The following is a 16,938-nucleotide window of genomic DNA, read 5'->3' on the forward strand; positions in this document are numbered from 1 at the left end:
AGTCAGCTCTGGTCGGCGGCCGGGTTGCGGCTCGTCCACCCCTCCCCTGACTTGAGCTTCTTGGCGGCGGCCTCGATGCCCTCGGTCATTTCATCCATCGCCAGCGCGACCTCGTTGGCGGTGTAGTTCTGCCGGCCCGTCGGCAACCCGCCGAAGGCGTAGCTCTCATCGAACACCGGCGCCGTCGACTCGGGCCGCCGGGCCTCGGCCTTCTCCAGGATCGGTGCCAGACGCTTGGCCTTATCGGCGGAGGCCTTCTCATCGCGTTCGATGAACTCGGGCAGCACCTCCTTGCCCATCAGCTCGATGGACTCCATCGTCTCCTCGTGCCTGCGAGGCGTCAGCAGCAGGATCAGCTCATCCACGCCGCTCTGCTCGTAGCCGCGCAGGAAGTTGCGCACGGTTTCCGGGCTGCCGATCGGGCCACGGTCGGGGCCGTAGACCACGCTCGGGTCTTTCTCGATCTCCTCGAGGTGACGCTTCCACACACCGGTGCGGCCCGGCGTGTGCATCCCGGTCATGTAGTAGTGCATGATTCCGAACGCGAAGAACCCGCCGCCCATCCCGAGCCGTTCGATGGCTTGCTCGTCGGTCGGGGCCACCATCATCGACAGATCGCCCCCGATCGCGAGGATGTTCGGGTTCATCTGCGGTGTCACCGGGACACAGCTCTCCTCGAACTCCTTGTAGTATCCATTGACCCGCTCGGTCAGCGGGCCGGGGCCAGTGTAGGCGAAACTCAGTGCGCCGAGGCCTTTTTGCGCCGCCATCGACACCGACGCCGGCCGGGTGCACGCCACCCACACCGGCGGGTGCGGCTTCTGCAGCGGCTTGGGCACGACGTTACGGGGCGGCATCTCGATGTGCTCGCCGGAATATCCGGTGAACGGTTCCTCGGTCATGCAGCGGATCGAGACCTCGAGGGCCTCCTCCCACATGGCGCGTTTGTCGGCGGGGTCGATCCCGAAGCCGCCCAGTTCGCCCACCGACGAGGACTCGCCGGTGCCGAACTCGACGCGGCCGTTCGAGATGAGGTCGAGGGTCGCGACGCGCTCGGCGACGCGTGCAGGGTGGTTGACGGCCGGCGGCAGGTGCATGATGCCGAAGCCGAGCCGAATGTTGTTGGTGCGTTGGCTGGCTGCCGACAGGAAGATCTCCGGCGCGGTGGAGTGGCAGTACTCCTCGAGGAAGTGGTGCTCGGTCAGCCACACCGTCGAGAAGCCCGCCTTGTCGGCAAGCTCCACCTCGTCGAGACCGTCCTGGAAAAGCTGGTGTTCGTCGTCGTCACTCCACGGCCGCGGCAGCGGGAATTCGTAGAACAGCGAGATCTTCATTTGGTTACCTTTCGATCTTTATCGACGGTCGGGGTGTCGGTCGACTGGTCGGCGATGTGTTTGGCCGCCACATAGCCGAATGTCATTGCCGGGCCGATGGTTGCGCCGGCTCCGGCGTAGCTACGGCCCATCACCGCAGCCGAGGTGTTGCCCACCGCGTAGAGGTTCGCCACGACGTTATCGTCATCGCGCAGCACTCGGGCGTGTTCATCGGTGCGCAGACCACCGGAGGTTCCGAGGTCGCCGAGGATGATCTGAAACGCGTAGTACGGCGGTTTGCCCAACGGGTGCAGGTTCGGGTTGGGCAGCGTCGGGTCGCCGTAGTAATTGTCGTAGGCCGAATCGCCGCGGTTGAAGTCGTCGTCGTGGCCCTTGCGCGCCAGCTCGTTGAACCGCTCGGCGGTTTCACGCAGTTGGCCTCTCGGTACGCCGATCTTGTCGGCCAGCTCTTCCCAGCTGGTGCCCTCCTGCACGACGCCGGATTCCAGCCAGGCCTTGGGTACCTTCCATCCGGTCGGTACCGGCGCGAAGGGGATCTTCGGGATCGGCAGGTGGCCGGCGACGACATAGCGGTGAAACGACCGGATGTCGGTGATCAGCCAGCACGGGATGTGGGTGACCCCGGACTCGTGGCCCTCGATCATCGCGTGCGCGAAATCCATGTACGGCGCGGCCTCGTTGATGAACCGCTTGCCGGCGCCGTTGACCACGAATTGCGACGGCATCATCCGCTCGTTGAGCATGAACTGCAGCCGGCCGTCGGGCCAGCAGATGGCGGGGAACCACCACGCCTCGTCGAGCAGTTCGGTGGCGGCGCCGACCTTCTCGCCCGCGCGGATGCCCTCACCCATGTTCGCCGGGTTGCCGAAGCTCCAGTCGGTGTCCTCACCGGCGAGCTCACGGACGCGGTTGAGCACGGGTAGATGCTGGGTGCGCCAGTGCATGTCGTGGTCGAAGCCGCCTGCGGCCAAGATCACGCCGCGGCGCGCGCCGATGCGTTGCGGGCGGCCGTCGCGTTCGACCACCGCACCCGTCACGGTTCCGTCGACGTCGGTGATCAGTTCGGTCATGGGCGTGTCGAGCCACAACGGGACGTTCTGCTGTTTGAGGGCCAGGCGCATGCGCGCGGCGAGGGACTGCCCGATGGCGGCCATCCGGTCGCCGAACACCCGGGCACGCACCATCCGCCAGATCAGCTTGACGAGCACGGCCTTGCCCCGCCAGTTCTGCCGCACTTGGTAGAACAGCCGAAGGTCCTTGGGGGCGAACCAGATTCCTTTCGGCGCGAGGGCCAACGGCTGCAGCAGGTGTTGTTCCTCGTCGCCGAGCTTGCGAAGGTCGATCTCCGGCACGTTGATGGTGCTGCCCAGCTCGGAGCCGCCGGGTAGCTCCGGGTAGTAGTCGGCGTAGCCGGGTTTCCAGACGAACTCGAACCAGGGGCTGAGCTTCTCCAGGAATTCCATCATCTCCGGCGCGGTGTCGACGTACTGGCGCAGCCGCTCGTCGCTGACCAGGCCGTCGGTGATGCGGCGCAGATATTCCACGACGCCTTCGGGGTCAGGGGTGTAGCCGGCTTTGCGTTGCGCCGGCGCACCCGGCACCCAGATCCCGCCGCCGGACAGCGCGGTAGAGCCGCCGAAATGCGGTGCCTTCTCGACGATCAGCGTGTCGAGGCCGAACGCGTCGGCAGCCAAGGCGGCGGTCATGCCGCCGCCGCCCGATCCGACGATGAGCACGTCGACGGTGTGGTCGAACACCTCAGACATCGAGCACCGCCGTCCTGACCGCGAAGCCGGCGATCAACTCGGGTGCCGCGCGGTAGAACCGGTGCCCGGTGCGGTAGGGCCCGTGCGCAGCGAGCGCTCCGAAAGCCGCCACCCACGTGCGGATCTCGTGAGCCGAGTGGCCGGCCTCCTTCTCGATCCAGGCGTTGGACCAACCGTCGACCTCCGCGAGCCGGTTGGCGTCGATCAACTCGAGGAACGCGGCGTCCCAGTCGGGGTTGAGCGGTTGCAGCGGGCTGTCACCGTGCGCGAACGTCTGCGCGGCCTGCATCACCGCAACCTGGCGGGCCTGGCGCTGCTCGGTGCTCATCGGCGCCCCGTGCACGATGCGCTCCAGCGCGGCGGCCGGTGCGTTCGCCAACGTCGGGACGGGCGGATCATGCGAAAGGCCACCGGATCCCACCACCAGCACCCGCTTGCCCAGCGTCGCCAGATGGGTGCCCACCGCGGCACCCAACGCACGTACCCGCCGCAGCGGTCCCAGCGGGACCGCGACCGAGTTGATGAAGATGGGTATCACCGGACGCGCCGTCGCATCGCCGAACAGCTTCTGCAACGGCTGCACCGTGCCGTGGTCGACGTCCATGCTCGCCGAGATCGCGACGTCGATCCCGGACTCGAGAACCGCTCGGGCACAGTCGGTAGCGATGTCGGCGGGCACGTCGAGCGGACCGGCGTGGGTGCCGTAGTCACCGACTCCCTGCGCGGCGGTGCCGATGCAGAAGGGCGGCATGGTCCGGTAGAAGAAGCCGTTGTAGTGGTCGGGCGAGAAGATGACGACCAGTTCGGGGTCGTAGTCGGTGACGAACTGACGCGCATCGGTCAGCGCTGCGTCGATCTCGTCAAGGAGATCCCGCGACGGTCCCGGAAGACCCAGCAGCGGGCTGTGCGACATACAGCACAGGGCCAGTGTTGCCATGAGAACCTGAACCTCCTCCCTGCGTCAGACAGAGCACGTCGAAGAGCGATTCGCTGGTCTCGGCCGCACGTTGGGCGATGCAGGCCGCCGCGATGCACCGGTCGGGGCGCAGGAACAACACCGAGTCGGTGTAGGTGTCGAACCAACCCTTGAGCGCGCCGGTTCTGTCGCCGATCACCGTCACGTCGGCGTCGTCGTGGCCCGGCCACGACAACTGCGTCATCGGCCGCGCCTCGATGAACCGGGCACCCAGCGCCTTCCACCGGTCGAACGCCTTGTCTCCCAGGATCGCTCGCAGGTTGTTGCTCCAGCACAACACCGCGAAGCCGGCACCGAGCACGTCGTCGAGCAGCACGTTCTGCCGGTCGCGGGTGTCGACGCGGGGTTGGATGAACAGGGTTCCGGTCGGTGAGTTCGCCGCGGCGTGTTCGGCGTGAAAGACCGCGCCCTGCTGGTAGCGCGGCATCGGCTTGAACCGCATCTCGAGCACGTAGCGTTTGAGCGTCGGCACCACCGATGCGGCGTGGATGACCCGGTCGCGCAGAGCGGCCACCCGTCGGTTCGTCGGTGAGATGACCCGCCCCACCATGGTGGACAAGTCGATCATGGCCCTGGCGTGTTTGCGGCGTTCGATGTCGTAGGTGTCGAGCAGGGCGTCACCGGCCTGGCCGTTCACCACGGCGGCCAGCTTCCATCCGAGGTTGGCCGAGTCGCGGATTCCGCTGTTGTAACCCTGCCCCTGCCACACCGGCATGAGGTGCGCGGCGTCGCCGGCCAGCAGCAGCCGCCCCTTGCGGAACGATCCTGCGATGCGCGAATGGTGCGTGTACACCCGGTGGCGGATGATGTCGACATTCTCCGGGTGCGGAACCCGTTGTGCCAGCATACTTCTGACGAACGCGGGGTCGTCGGCCTTGGCGTCGGTCTCGTCGGGGTGGATCATGAACTCGAAGCGCCGGATGCCGTGGGCGATCGAGATAGAGACATACGGCCGGGCCGGGTCGGCACCCACCTCGCTGTTGGGATGGCCGAGTGGGTCGTTGGCGACGTCGACGACCAGCCAGCGGGTCGAGGACGTGGTGCCGTCGAACGACACGCCCATCAGCCGGCGCGTCGCGCTGCGCCCGCCGTCGCACCCGACGACGTAGCGCGCGTGCAGGCCGTCCTGCCCGCCGGCGAACGTCACCGTCACGCCGTCGTCGGTTTCCACGCAGGTCTGCATCTGGTGGCCGAACCGGACGTCGACGTGGTCGAAACGTTCGAGGCCGGCGAACAATTCGGCGTCGACCATCGGTTGTACGAACCCGTTGCGCTTGGGCCACCCGAACCGTGCGTCGGGCGGGGCCATCTCGGCGAGCAGCCGCCGGTTGGCGTCGAAGAACCTCAGGATCTGGTTCGGCACGGTGTGCGGCAGCACCCGCTCGACCAGGCCGATGGACTGAAAGGTGCGCAGCGCCTCGTCGTCGAGACCCACGCCGCGGGGATAGTCGATGAGCGTGTCGCGCTCCTCCACCACCACCGTCCGGACACCCTGCAGCCCAAGGATGTTCGCAAGCGTCAGTCCCGACGGCCCGGCGCCGACGATGACGACATCGACCTGCTCGGTCATCCTTGGCGCCCCAGCAGGAAGTCCAGGTGCAGGCGGTTGAAGGTGTTGGGGTCCTCGTACTGGGGCCAGTGCCCGCAGCCGGGCATCAGCTCGAAACGCGCGCCGGGAATCATCGACGCGATGCGGCGCCCCTCGGCGACGTCGGCCGTCGGATCATCACTTGTCCATACCACCATCGTCGGCGCGGTGATGGCCCCGTACTCTTCGGGCCCGAGCAGGTTGCGCGCGCGGATGTCCGGATCCTGCAGCGCCATGATGTCTTTCATCGCCGCGACGAACCCTGGCTGCCGGTACACGCGCTGGCGGCTCGCGACGATGTCGTCGTAATCCTTGGACTTGTCGGCCATCAACCATTTGATCCGGGCCTGCACGGTCTCCCAGGTCGGGTTCTCCGCCGCGGCCATCGACAACGTGATGATGCGCTTCATCACCTCGGGATCGGCCTGCGATCCGCCTGCGGTGTTGAGCACCAGTTTGTCGATGCGGTCGGGGTGATCGACTGCGGCCCTGGCCGCCACCCAGCCGCCGAGCGATTCACCGCTGATGTGGGCGCGTTTCGCGCCGAGGGCGTCCAGCACGGCGATCAGATGATTCACGTAGTGGTGCACCTCGAGCGGATGCCCGGGTTTGTCGGTGTATCCGTGGCCGAGCATGTCGATCGACCACACCGAGAAGTGCTCGGCATGTGCTTCGAGGTTTCGGACATACGCCTCGGCATGTCCGCCGGAGCCGTGCAGGAACACCACGGCCGGCTTGTCGGTGTCACCCGCGTGCAGATAACGGGTGCGCACCCCGCCGGCGTCGAGGTAGCCCTGCGAGAACGCGACGCCCTGAAGATCGCTCCAGACGCTCTCGAACTCCGACACGCTTACCCTCTCGGCCGCGAGAACTGAATTCTCGTAATTTGTAAGCACTTTGCTCATTTATCGCACACCTACGTGCACTATAGTCAGAGCATCACTCTCGCGAGTGGGGAATGTCAAGGGAAACCCAGGAGGGGACCGCGATGGCGCCGGGTGAGGGCGAGGCCCGACAAGAGGGCCGAGCACGCCGTAGGGCCGCAGCGGGTTCCGGTGTGCCCAACGGCGCTCCAGGATCACAGACACTGGCACGTGGGTTGGCCGCGTTGCAGCTGGTCGCGACGGCGCAGCAAGGCCTCAACGCCCAGGAGGTCGCCGACAGCATCGGGGTGCATCGCACGATCGCCTATCGGCTGCTGTCCACGCTGTCGCAGTTCCGGCTGGTGGCCAAGGGCGAGGACGGGCGCTACCGCGCGGCCGCCGCCCTTGCCGTGCTCGGGGCGTCGTTCGACAACAATGTGCGCCAGCTCAGCCTGCCGACGCTGCGCACGCTGGCCGACGAGATCGGCAGCACCGTGGCGTTGTTGGTCGCCGAGGGCGACCAGCAGGTCGCGATCGCGGTGGTCGTGCCGACCAACGTCTTCTACCAACTGTCCTTCCACGAGGGCAGCCGTTATCCGCTGGAGCGGGGTGCGGCGGGCATCGCGCTGCTGGCCAGCATGCCGCAGCGTCCGGGGGAACGCGACCTCGTGCCGCTGGCCCGGCAGCAGGGTTGGGTGATCACCCACGGCGAGGTGGAGCCGAACACGTACGGCCTGGCCGTTCCGGTACGCCGACGGCCGCCGTCGCCGCCCACCTGCATCAACCTCATCTCGCATCGCGAGGACGTCGTGGTCGACGGCCGCGACGCAGTGATCAAGGCGGCCAACGAGTTATCCGCGATCCTCAGCTGAGGGCCGCGGCATCCGAAAGGAGCTACCGATGACGGACTGGGATCACGACGTCGACGTCGTCGTCCTCGGCAGTGGCGGCGCGGGCCTGACGTCGGCGCTCACCGCTGCGGTGAACGGCGCTTCGGTGGAGGTCTACGAAAAGGCTGCGACGGTCGGGGGCACGACGGCGGTTTCCGGTGGCATCCTGTGGATTCCGGCGCATTCGCGCTCCGCCGACGGCGAGCTGACCGTCGAGGATGCGATGGCGTATCTGCGGGCGCAGTCGCTGGGCTTCATGGACGACGAACTGGTGGAGACGTTCGTGCGCACCGGTCCGAAGATGCTGGAGTTCGTGGAGTCCAACAGCGACCTGCAATTCGAGATCGCCGAGGGTTTCCCCGATTACAAGCCGGAACTGCCCGGCGGCCGCCCCGGTGGCGGGCGGTCCCTGAACGCCAAACCGGTCGACCTGTCGCGCCTCGGTGAATGGCGTGACCGCATCACGTCGTTTCCCGCGGATTTCAGCAACGTCGGTATCGACGCCGAGACCCGGGCCCGCATCCACGCATCGCTCGACGACGACTCCGGGGACTACTGTGTGGCCGGCACCGCGTTGATCGCCGGGCTGTTGAAGGGTCTGCTCGACCGCGGTGTGGTGCCACGAACCAACGCCAGGGCAGTCGAGCTCATCGCCGACGCTTTGGGCATCACGGGGGTGCGGATTGCCCAGGACGGTAAGGATTTCAACGTGCGCGCCCGCCGCGGCGTGGTGCTGGGCACCGGTGGTTTCGAATGGGATCCCAAACTGGTCGAGGCCTATCTGCGCGGCCCGATGCGCGGAGCGGTCTCCCCGCCCAACAACACCGGCGACGGGCTGCGGATGGCGATGGCGCACGGTGCCGACCTGGCCAACATGGGCGAGGCCTGGTGGGTGCCGATCGTGCAGCTACCCGGTGACACGTACGAAGGCCATCCGCGCAGCCGAAGCGTTCGGCTGGAACGCACCCGTCCGCGCAGCATCATCGTCAACCGCGCGGGCAGGCGGTTTCTCAACGAAGCAGGCGAGTACAACTCGATGGCGGGCCCGTTTCACTACCTGGACCCGCGCCACGGCTACGCGAACGATCCCGCCTGGATCGTGTTCGACGCGCAGCATCTCAAGCGGTACGGGTTCCTGGGCGTGGAACCAGGAGCCCAGGCGCCGGAATGGTTTTCGGCATCGGCGGATCTGGCGGAGCTGGAAGCCAAGACCGGCATCGACGCCGAGGGTCTGGCGCACACACTTTCCGCGTGGAACGACCACGTCGCCCACGAACTCGACCCTGACTTCGGCCGCGGGTCAAGCACTTACGACGGGTACTGGGGTGACGACACGGCGCCGACGACGGCGGGCAAGACGCTGGGCCCGATCGATACGCCGCCCTATTACGCGGTGCCGGTGTCGATCGGCGCGATGGGCACCAAGGGCGGACCCCGCACCGACGCCGATGGCCGTGTGCTGCACGTCAACGGATCGGCCATCCCGGGGCTGTTCGCCGCGGGCAACGCGATGGCCGGCGCCACCGGCAAGGCCTACGGCGGCGCCGGCGGCACCATCGGGCCCGCAATGGTATTCGGCTACCGGGCCGGCCTGGCCGTCTCGGCGCGTTCGTAGCGCACGCTACTGCTGCGCGGGGACGCCGAACAGCCGTTCGGCTGCGGTGTAGGCGTCGTCGCTGCCGTCGGCCACGGCCCGGGCGAGGCGATCCAGGTCGGGATGGTTACGCAACAGCGTCTGCGCCAGCGACAAGATCTGCGACCGGGCACGCGCTGTGCGCCGCTCGGGGTTGTCCGCACGGTGATGTGCCTCGATGGCCTCGACCAGTTCGGTGATCCCCTCTCCTTGGGTGGCAACGAGTTTGAGGATCGGCACCTTGGTCTCGCCTCGTAGGTCGCGTTTGGTTTGGTCGGCGCCCTCGCGATCGGCCTTGTTGATGACCACGATGTCGGCGACCTCCAACAGACCCGCCTTGGCCGCCTGAACGGCGTCGCCGCCACCGGGATTGAGGACGACGACCGTCGGGTCGGCCACCGCGGCGATCTCGATCTCCGACTGGCCGACACCGACGGTCTCCAGCACGATCAGGTCGTAGGACAGCGCGGAGAGCAGCCTGATCGCCGCAGGCACCGCCGCGGCCAGGCCGCCGAGGTGCCCACGCGCCGCCACCGAGCGGATCAGCACATCGGGATCGTTGATATGCGCGGCCATTCGGATCCGGTCGCCCAGCAGTGCGCCGCCGCTGTACGGTGAGGACGGATCCACGGCCAGCACCGCCACCCGCATGTCGCGTTCGCGGTAGGCGCCGACCAGCACCCCGACCGTCGTCGACTTGCCTGCGCCAGGCGGACCCGTCAGGCCCACGATCCGCGGCGAGGCGACCGGGCCGAGCGCGTCGAGAACCTCGCTGCGCCGGGGACTTTCGACCAGGGTGAGCAACCGTCCGGTGGCCCGGGCAGATCCTTTGCGCGCCGCCGTTATCAGCTCGTCGATCGTCATGGCTTCCGCAGTCTACGGTGTCGCGACCTCGATCACCGTGGCCGATCCCATTCCCCCGCCGGCACACATCGCGGCCACCCCGATACCGCCCCCGCGCCTGCGCAGCTCATGGACCAGCGTGACGAGCATCCGCGCGCCGGTGGCGGCCACCGGGTGGCAGAGCGAACACCCGCTGCCGCTGACGTTGACGCGCTCCGGATCGATGTCGAGCAACTTGATGGTGGCCACACACATCGACGCGAACGCCTCGTTGATCTCGAACACGTCGACGTCGGCGAGGGAAAGCCGGGCCCGGGCAAGCGCTTTGGGGATTGCCTCCACCGGCGCCAGCCCGGTCGACGCCGGGTCGACGCCCACCGAGGCCCAGGCGCGCACGGTGGCCAGCGCCGGCAGCCCGAGGCGGTCGCTGGCGATCGCGAGCACCGCGGCACCGTCGTTCGCGCCGCAGGCGTTGCCCGCGGTGATCGAGAACCCGTCGATTTCCGGGTGCAGCGGTTTGAGTTTCGCGAGCTTTTCGATGCTGGTGTCGCGGCGTGGATGCTCGTCGGTGTCGAACAAGCCGTGCGGCGTTTGCACCGGAACGATCTCGTGCTTGAACCGGCCCTCGTCGATGGCCTGAATCGCTTTGCGGTGTGAGCCCAGCGCCCATTCATCCATCTCGGCGCGGCTGACCCCGGCCTTGACCGCCGCGTTCCAGCCGACGGTGATCGACATGTCCATGTTCGGTGCGTCCGGCCGGTCGGGATGGGTGGGCGGAAACCAGTCGACCCAATCGCCTTCCCCGCCCCGGCGTTTGAACCTCGGCGACGTGGATGCCGAGTTGACCCCGCCGGCGATGATGAGCTGGTCCATCCCCGCGCGGATGCTGGCCGCCGCCCCCTGCACCGCGGCCTGGCCCGCCGCGCAGTGCCGGTTGACCGCGAGACCTGGCACGGCGGTCAACCCCGCAGTGATCGCCGCGTGTCGGGCCACCACCCCACCGCCGTACAGACCCTCACCGAGCATCACGTCGTCGACCGGGTGCGATCCGAGTTCACCGACCGCCGCGCCCACGACGTGCTCGGCAAGCTGGTAGGCGTCGGTGTCGCGCAGCGTGCCCTTCATCGCGGTACCGATGGGAGTGCGCAGCGCGGAAACGATGACGGCTTCGGGCATGGAATTCTCCGTTTCAGGCAGGACGAGAATGCTATTCTCTCAGTTGGAGAGTGCCAGTTGCAAGAAGGGGAACCATATGCAAATCGCAGGTAGCTCGGCGATCGTCGTCGGCGGCGCGGGCGGTCTTGGCGAAGCAACGGTTCGGCGCCTGCACGGCGCGGGCGCGAAGGTGGTGGTCGCCGACCTCGCCGACGATAAGGGCAAGGCGCTGGAGTCCGAACTCGGCGTGCGTTACGTGCCGACCGATGCCACCTCGGAGGAGTCGGTGAACGCGGCGATCGCCGAGGCGCAGGCACTGGCACCGCTGCGGATCTCGGTGGACACCCACGGCGGCCCCGCCGGCGGTGGGCGCTTGGTCGGTAAGGACGGCACCCCGATGGGGCTCGACGCCTTCGAGACCACGATCAAGTACTACCTGACCGCGGTGTTCAACATCATGCGGCTGAGCGCGGCGGCGATCGGCGGCAGCGAACCGCTCGAGGAGGGCGGCCGCGGCGTCATCGTGAACACCGCATCGATCGCCGGCTACGAAGGCCAGATCGGTCAGCTGCCCTACGCCGCGGCCAAAGGTGGCGTCATCGGCATGACCCTGAACGCGGCGCGCGATTTGTCACCGCTCGGGATCCGCGTCGTCACCATCGCCCCCGGCACCATCAACACCCCGGCCTACGGTCAGGCCGCCGACCAACTCGAGCAGTACTGGGGACCCCAGGTGCCGTTCCCCAAGCGGATGGGCCGGTCGACCGAATACGCGCAGCTGGCGCAGAGCATCGTCGAAAACGACTACCTGAACGGCGAAATCATCCGCCTCGACGGGGCGCTGCGGTTCCCGCCCAAGTGATGTTGGCAGGCAAGGTCGCGTTCGTCGCCGGCGCCAGCCGAGGCATCGGCGCGACGGTGGCGGCCGCGCTGGCCCGTGAAGGCGCCGCAGTCGCCGTGGCCGCGCGCTCCGAGCGCGAAGGCAAGGTTCCCGGCACCATTTTTGGTGTCGCCGAGAGCATCACGGCCGAAGGCGGGCGCGCGCTGCCGGTGCCGTGTGATGTCACCAGCGAGGAGTCGGTCGAAACTGCCGTCGCGGCAACGGTTGCCGAGTTCGGCGGCATCGACATCCTGGTCGCCAACGCCGGGGTGCTGTGGCTGGGGCCGATCGAGTCGACACCGCTCAAACGATGGCAGCTGTGCCTGAACGTGAACCTGACCGGGGTGTTTCTCGTGACGAAGGCCGTCATCCCCCATGTGCGCGCCCGCGGCGGCGGTTCGCTGATCGCGATCACGACCACCGGAGTCGAGATGATCGAACACGGCGCCAACGCCTACTGGGTATCCAAGGCCGCGGTGGAGCGGTTATACCTCGGGCTGGCAAGCGATCTGCGGCCCGACAACATCGCGGTGAACTGCCTGTCCCCGTCACGGGTGGTGCTGACCGAGGGTTGGCAGGCCGGCGGCGGCGGGATGCAGGTGCCGCCCGAGATGGTCGAACCCCCGGAGGCGATGGCCAACGCGGCGGTGCGACTGGCGCAGCAGGACGCCAGCGGCGTCACCGGCACCATCCAGCGCTCCGAGGCCCTCACCTTCTGAGCACTCACCTTCCGAGCGCGAGCGTGCGTGTTTGCACACGACACGCCGTGACAGAGAGCGAGTTTGCGCACCCTCACCGGCCCACTGCCCCCGCGGTGAGCGTGCGCAAAGTGCCGCCCGCGAGCGGCGTGTCGGGCTCAGACACGCACGCTCGCGCAAAAATAGAGTGGGTTACTTGTCGATCAGACCGTCGACGATCTTGTTGAAGTCGGTGGTGCCGAAGGACACGTACTCGGCGAGGTTCGCGTAATCCAGCGACGCCAGCACCGACTTCTCCAGCTGCAGATTCATCAGGCGCTTGGTGGCCTCCACGGCTTGGCGCGGAAGCTCGATCAGCTTCTTGGCACACGCGATGGCCTCGGCCAGCGGGTCCTCCACGACGTGGTTGGCCATGCCGAGTTCGACGGCGCGCTGAGCCTTGATCCGCACGCCCGTGAGCGCGAACTCCTTGGCCTGCAGCAGGCTGATCTGCGAACCCCACACGAGCGGGCCGCCGTCGGCGGCGACGAGCCCGATCGTGACGTGCGGGTCGGCGAAGAACGCGTTTTCGGCAATGTAGACGACGTCTGAGAGCGCCGCGAGGCTGCAGCCCAACCCGACCGCCGGCCCGTTGACCGCGGCCACCACCGGGATGCGGCAGCGCACCATGCCGATCACGATGTCGCGGCCGTGTTTGATCGTCTTCTGGCGCAAGGCTTCGTCGTTGCGCAACTCGTCGAGGTAGTTGAAGTCGCCACCGGCCGAAAACGCCCGGCCGGCACCGGTGATCACCGCGGCGCGCGCGTCGGCGTCCTCGCTGAGCGCGTCCCAGAGCTTCGCCAGCCCGACATGCAGGGCGTCGTTGACCGCGTTCAGGTCGTCGGGCCGGTTGAGCGTGATGATGCGCAGCGCGCCGTCGGCTTGCACGTCGATTTCTGCCGGCATGTCGTACAAATTAGGCTCCTAACCCGAGAATGCGCTGCGCGATGATGTTCTTCTGAATCTGTGACGTACCGCCCATGACGCTCTGCGCCCGGCTGTACATGTAGGCGCCGAACAACTCCGGGTCGCCGGTGCCGACGGTCGCCAGCGCCGCGTGCCCGACGGACTGCTCGACCCAGGTCATCAACAGCTTGTCGAGCGACCCCTGAGGCCCGTGGGTGAGGCCGTCGAGCTGCTCCGACAACCGTCTGCGCACGTGCAACCGCAACATCTCGGTCTGCACCCACGCCCAGGACAGCTCATTGGGCGTCGCGCCGTCGACCCGGGAGGCTAACTGCCGGACCAGCTTTCCGTACCGCGCCGAAAAACCGAGCGTCGACGGTTCGCGCTCATGGCTGACGACCGTCATCGCCAGCTTCCAGCCGTCTCCAGGCTCACCGATCATCTGGTCGACGGGTACCCGGGCGCCGTCGAAGGCGACCTGACCGAACTCCTTGGTGACACCGCTGATCATCTTCAGCGGCCGCTGTTCGATGCCCGGCTGGTGCATGGAGACGATGAACGCCGAGATGCCTTTGTGCTTGGGAACATCCTTGTCAGTGCGCGCCAACACCAGACACCAGTCGGCGACGTCGGAGTAGCTGGTCCAGATCTTGTGCCCGGAGATCACGTACTCGTCGCCGTCGCGCACGGCGGTGGTGGTCAGCGACGCCAGATCCGATCCTGCGCCCGGCTCCGAGAAGCCCTGGCACCACCGTTCGGTGCCGTTGATCATGCCCGGCAGAAACCGTTGCCGCAGTTCCTCGTTGCCGTGGTGGGACAGCCCGACGACGAGGTATCCCAGGCTGGGCCGCGCGGGCGCGCCCGCCTTGGCGATCTCCTCGTCGACGATCACGTCGTACACCGGAGGGAGGTCTTGTCCGCCGTACTTTTTCGGCCACGACGTGCCGAAGAAGCCGGCCTCGTACAGCGCCTGATGCCAGGCGCCCTGTGCGGCCCAGTACTCGTCGCCCGATGTCGGGAACTTGCCCTTCTGCTCGGTCAGCCAGTTTCGCAGCCGGGTGCGGAACGCGGCCTCCTCGGACGAATCACGAAAGTCCAATGGTCAACTCCTCCAGCTTGACAGGCCACGCCTCGGTGGCGACCAGCACCCGCCGCAGATACACGTGGGCAAGACACTCCCAGGTGTTTCCGATACCTCCGTGCACCTGGATCGACGTCTCACAGACCGTCAGCGCCGCCCGCGCACAGTAAATCTTGGCGACCCGGGCGGCTTCGACCGCCTCGGCGGCGGGCAACTCGTCGACCGCCCAGGCCGCGTGGCGCAGCACGCTGATCGAACCCTCGATGAGCGCGAGCGCTTCGGCCAACAGGTGTCCGACCGCCTGATACGACCCGATCGTCGCGCCGTACTGTTCGCGCACCTTGGCGTACTCCACCGCAAGGGCGTGCGTTCCGCGTGCCGCACCCACCAGGTCCGCGCACGTGGCGGTCAGCGCCAACGCGTACCAGCGGGTGGCGTTGTCGGCGTCGAGATCACCCAGCTCGGCCGGCGACTCCACCACCCCGGCAAGCGCTTTCGTCAGATCGACGCCGTCTTGCTGCGCATGCCCGGCGGTCCAGTCGCGACCGAGCCGGCGGCCCAGGTCGTCGGCGAGCACCGGCCCGATGAACGGGACATCGACCAACCCCCGGGCAAACTCCTCGGCCACGATGGCCACCTCCACCCCCGACGCGCCGTCGGAGCGCAGCGTACGAAAGCCGGTGGCGTCCACCGCTTTTTCCAGCCGCGCGAGCCGGTCTACATCCTCGAGGTCGGCAACCGACCCGGGACCGAGGTCGTCGGACAGCGCCGCCGCCGCTTGTCGCAGCTGTTGCTGTTCAGCCGTCAGTCGGACATCCATGCTGCTCCTTAAGCACTCGACGCAATACCTTCCCAGAAGGTAAGCGCGGAATCTCCGGGACAACAACGACCCGGCTCAAACGCTTGTAGGACGCCAACCGCTCGCCGACGAGGTCACTCAACTCTTGGGTATCGACCTCACCTCGCGACGCGACGGCGGCCACCACCGCCTCGCCGTCGGTGGGATGGCTGACCCCGAACACCGCGCAGTCTTCGACGGCGGGGTGCCCGTGAAGGACCGCCTCGATCTCGGCGGGCGCGATCTGAAACCCGCGCACCTTGATCATCTCCTTGGCCCGGTCGGTGATCCGCAGCCAACCGTCGGCGTCGAGATAGCCGACGTCACCCGTGCGATACCAGCCGTCTGAAAACGCCTGCGGCGTCACCGAATCCGGCAGGTAGCCACCCATCACCGAATCCGACCGGGCCTGGATCTCCCCCACCTCACCGGCCGGCAGCGGCGCGCCGTCCTTCAGCGAGACGATGCGCACGTCGACGCCGCGCACAGGACGGCCCACGGTGTCCAGCCGCGCCCCCTGCAGCGAGTTGCACGAGATCACCGGCAATTCGCTTGTGCCGTAGGCGGTCACCCAGTTCACCCCGGTCTTGTCGGTGACGGCTTCGGCGACGCTCTGGGTCACCGGGGTCGCGCACCACATGATGTAGCGCAGCGACGACAGGTCATAGGAGTCCAGCTTCGGATGGGCGGCCAGCGCCAGCGCAATAGGGGCGACGGCCATTTCGATGGTGATTCGGTCGGCCTGGATGTGCGCCAGCATCGCATCGATGTCGAACCGGCGGTGCAACCGGATCCATGCACCGGTGTCGAGGGCCATCACGATGTTCAGAAGTCCCAGAATGTGCGACGGCGGCGTCGTGATCTGCATGCGATCGTCCGCCGTGAGCCCGAGCGCGTCGCGCCAGTGCCGCACGGCGACGGCGAAGCCGCCGTGGGTGTGCCGCACCGCTTTGGGCATTCCGGTGGTGCCGGAGCTGAACACGAACAGCGCGTCGGCCGCGGGATCGGGCGCAGGCAGTTCGCGGCGCTGCGGGGTCACCGGCTCGTCGAGGTGCAGCATCGGCATCAACTCGGCGAGCACCGGATGGTCGCCGACCGCATGCGTGGGCGCGGTCAGCGCCAGCGCATGTTCCACCTCGGCGCGCCGCCACGCCGGGCTCAGCAACACCGCCGCAGCACCGAGACCCCAGATCGCGCGCAACGCGACCACGAATTCGGGCCGGTTCGACGACATCAGCGCCACGCGCTGTCCGGCGGTTACCCCGCGACGTTGCAGCGTGCCGGCCAGCCCCGCGGCCAGCGCATCGAGCTGCGACAGGGTGTACTCGCGCTCCTCGAAAACGAGCGCGGTCGCCTCACTCACACCCTGTCCTCACTGGCGCATGCCGAGTTTCTACGATGTACTGAGAATAGCGTATCACTTAACGAGAATGCTATTCTCTTATTCA

At 67.6% G+C, this 16,938-nt stretch carries 15 protein-coding genes; 4 read left to right on the forward strand and 11 right to left on the reverse strand.

What is annotated here, in order from left to right:
- Nucleotides 1-2 precede the first annotated feature (2 nt).
- Genes ABQE93_RS25140 through ABQE93_RS25160 form a run of 5 tightly spaced genes read right to left on the reverse strand, consistent with a single transcriptional unit; the run spans nucleotide 3 to nucleotide 6,512 of the window.
- On the reverse strand, nucleotides 3-1,334 hold the full coding sequence (locus ABQE93_RS25140; RefSeq protein ID WP_448411480.1) for an LLM class flavin-dependent oxidoreductase: 1,332 nt from the start codon (nucleotides 1,332-1,334) through the stop codon (nucleotides 3-5).
- Nucleotides 1,331-3,100, reverse strand: coding sequence for an FAD-binding protein (locus ABQE93_RS25145; protein WP_448411482.1), 1,770 nt, complete (start codon nucleotides 3,098-3,100; stop codon nucleotides 1,331-1,333). Before ABQE93_RS25145 ends, ABQE93_RS25140 begins: the two co-directional genes overlap by 4 nt.
- On the reverse strand, nucleotides 3,093-4,037 hold the full coding sequence (locus tag ABQE93_RS25150; RefSeq protein WP_448411484.1) for a 3-carboxyethylcatechol 2,3-dioxygenase: 945 nt from the start codon (nucleotides 4,035-4,037) through the stop codon (nucleotides 3,093-3,095). The genes ABQE93_RS25145 and ABQE93_RS25150 overlap by 8 nt, the downstream gene beginning before the upstream one ends.
- A complete protein-coding gene (locus tag ABQE93_RS25155; RefSeq protein ID WP_448411485.1) occupies nucleotides 3,961-5,646 on the reverse strand; it encodes a bifunctional 3-(3-hydroxy-phenyl)propionate/3-hydroxycinnamic acid hydroxylase in 1,686 nt (561 codons plus the stop codon). The genes ABQE93_RS25150 and ABQE93_RS25155 overlap by 77 nt, the downstream gene beginning before the upstream one ends.
- Nucleotides 5,643-6,512, reverse strand: coding sequence for an alpha/beta fold hydrolase (locus ABQE93_RS25160; protein WP_448411487.1), 870 nt, complete (start codon nucleotides 6,510-6,512; stop codon nucleotides 5,643-5,645). The genes ABQE93_RS25155 and ABQE93_RS25160 overlap by 4 nt, the downstream gene beginning before the upstream one ends.
- A gap of 140 nt (nucleotides 6,513-6,652) precedes the next feature.
- On the opposite strand from ABQE93_RS25160, the gene ABQE93_RS25165 reads away from it, so the two are divergent.
- Both ABQE93_RS25165 and ABQE93_RS25170 read left to right on the forward strand, forming a co-directional pair.
- Nucleotides 6,653-7,399 carry an IclR family transcriptional regulator gene (locus ABQE93_RS25165; protein WP_448411489.1) on the forward strand — a complete coding sequence of 249 codons (747 nt, stop codon included), beginning with the start codon at nucleotides 6,653-6,655 and terminating at the stop codon, nucleotides 7,397-7,399.
- A 28-nt stretch (nucleotides 7,400-7,427) separates the two neighbouring features.
- Nucleotides 7,428-9,032, forward strand: coding sequence for an FAD-dependent oxidoreductase (locus ABQE93_RS25170; protein ID WP_448411490.1), 1,605 nt, complete (start codon nucleotides 7,428-7,430; stop codon nucleotides 9,030-9,032).
- 6 nt (nucleotides 9,033-9,038) lie between these two features.
- Here the strand turns inward: ABQE93_RS25170 and meaB are convergent, their stop codons facing one another.
- Both meaB and ABQE93_RS25180 read right to left on the reverse strand, forming a co-directional pair.
- Nucleotides 9,039-9,914, reverse strand: coding sequence for a methylmalonyl Co-A mutase-associated GTPase MeaB (gene meaB, locus ABQE93_RS25175; RefSeq protein WP_448411492.1), 876 nt, complete (start codon nucleotides 9,912-9,914; stop codon nucleotides 9,039-9,041).
- Nucleotides 9,915-9,926: 12 nt separating this feature from the next.
- On the reverse strand, nucleotides 9,927-11,069 hold the full coding sequence (locus ABQE93_RS25180; RefSeq protein ID WP_448411494.1) for a thiolase family protein: 1,143 nt from the start codon (nucleotides 11,067-11,069) through the stop codon (nucleotides 9,927-9,929).
- 76 nt (nucleotides 11,070-11,145) lie between these two features.
- On the opposite strand from ABQE93_RS25180, the gene ABQE93_RS25185 reads away from it, so the two are divergent.
- A complete protein-coding gene (locus ABQE93_RS25185) occupies nucleotides 11,146-11,910 on the forward strand; it encodes an SDR family NAD(P)-dependent oxidoreductase (RefSeq protein ID WP_448411496.1) in 765 nt (254 codons plus the stop codon).
- Nucleotides 11,907-12,647 carry an SDR family NAD(P)-dependent oxidoreductase gene (locus tag ABQE93_RS25190; RefSeq protein ID WP_448411498.1) on the forward strand — a complete coding sequence of 247 codons (741 nt, stop codon included), beginning with the start codon at nucleotides 11,907-11,909 and terminating at the stop codon, nucleotides 12,645-12,647. The genes ABQE93_RS25185 and ABQE93_RS25190 overlap by 4 nt, the downstream gene beginning before the upstream one ends.
- Before the next feature lie 171 nt (nucleotides 12,648-12,818).
- On the opposite strand, the gene ABQE93_RS25195 is transcribed toward ABQE93_RS25190, so the two are convergent.
- Genes ABQE93_RS25195 through ABQE93_RS25210 form a run of 4 tightly spaced genes read right to left on the reverse strand, consistent with a single transcriptional unit; the run spans nucleotide 12,819 to nucleotide 16,853 of the window.
- Entirely contained in the window at nucleotides 12,819-13,580 is a 762-nt protein-coding gene (locus ABQE93_RS25195) for an enoyl-CoA hydratase/isomerase family protein (protein WP_448411500.1), read from the reverse strand.
- Between the two features lies 1 nt (nucleotide 13,581).
- Nucleotides 13,582-14,670 carry an acyl-CoA dehydrogenase family protein gene (locus ABQE93_RS25200; protein WP_448411502.1) on the reverse strand — a complete coding sequence of 363 codons (1,089 nt, stop codon included), beginning with the start codon at nucleotides 14,668-14,670 and terminating at the stop codon, nucleotides 13,582-13,584.
- Nucleotides 14,657-15,472 (reverse strand): acyl-CoA dehydrogenase family protein, encoded by an 816-nt coding sequence (locus ABQE93_RS25205; protein ID WP_448411504.1) that lies wholly within the window; start codon nucleotides 15,470-15,472, stop codon nucleotides 14,657-14,659. Before ABQE93_RS25205 ends, ABQE93_RS25200 begins: the two co-directional genes overlap by 14 nt.
- Nucleotides 15,450-16,853 (reverse strand): class I adenylate-forming enzyme family protein, encoded by a 1,404-nt coding sequence (locus tag ABQE93_RS25210; RefSeq protein WP_448411505.1) that lies wholly within the window; start codon nucleotides 16,851-16,853, stop codon nucleotides 15,450-15,452. Before ABQE93_RS25210 ends, ABQE93_RS25205 begins: the two co-directional genes overlap by 23 nt.
- Nucleotides 16,854-16,938 lie beyond the last annotated feature (85 nt).

The organism is Mycolicibacterium sp. XJ662, from assembly GCF_053484035.1.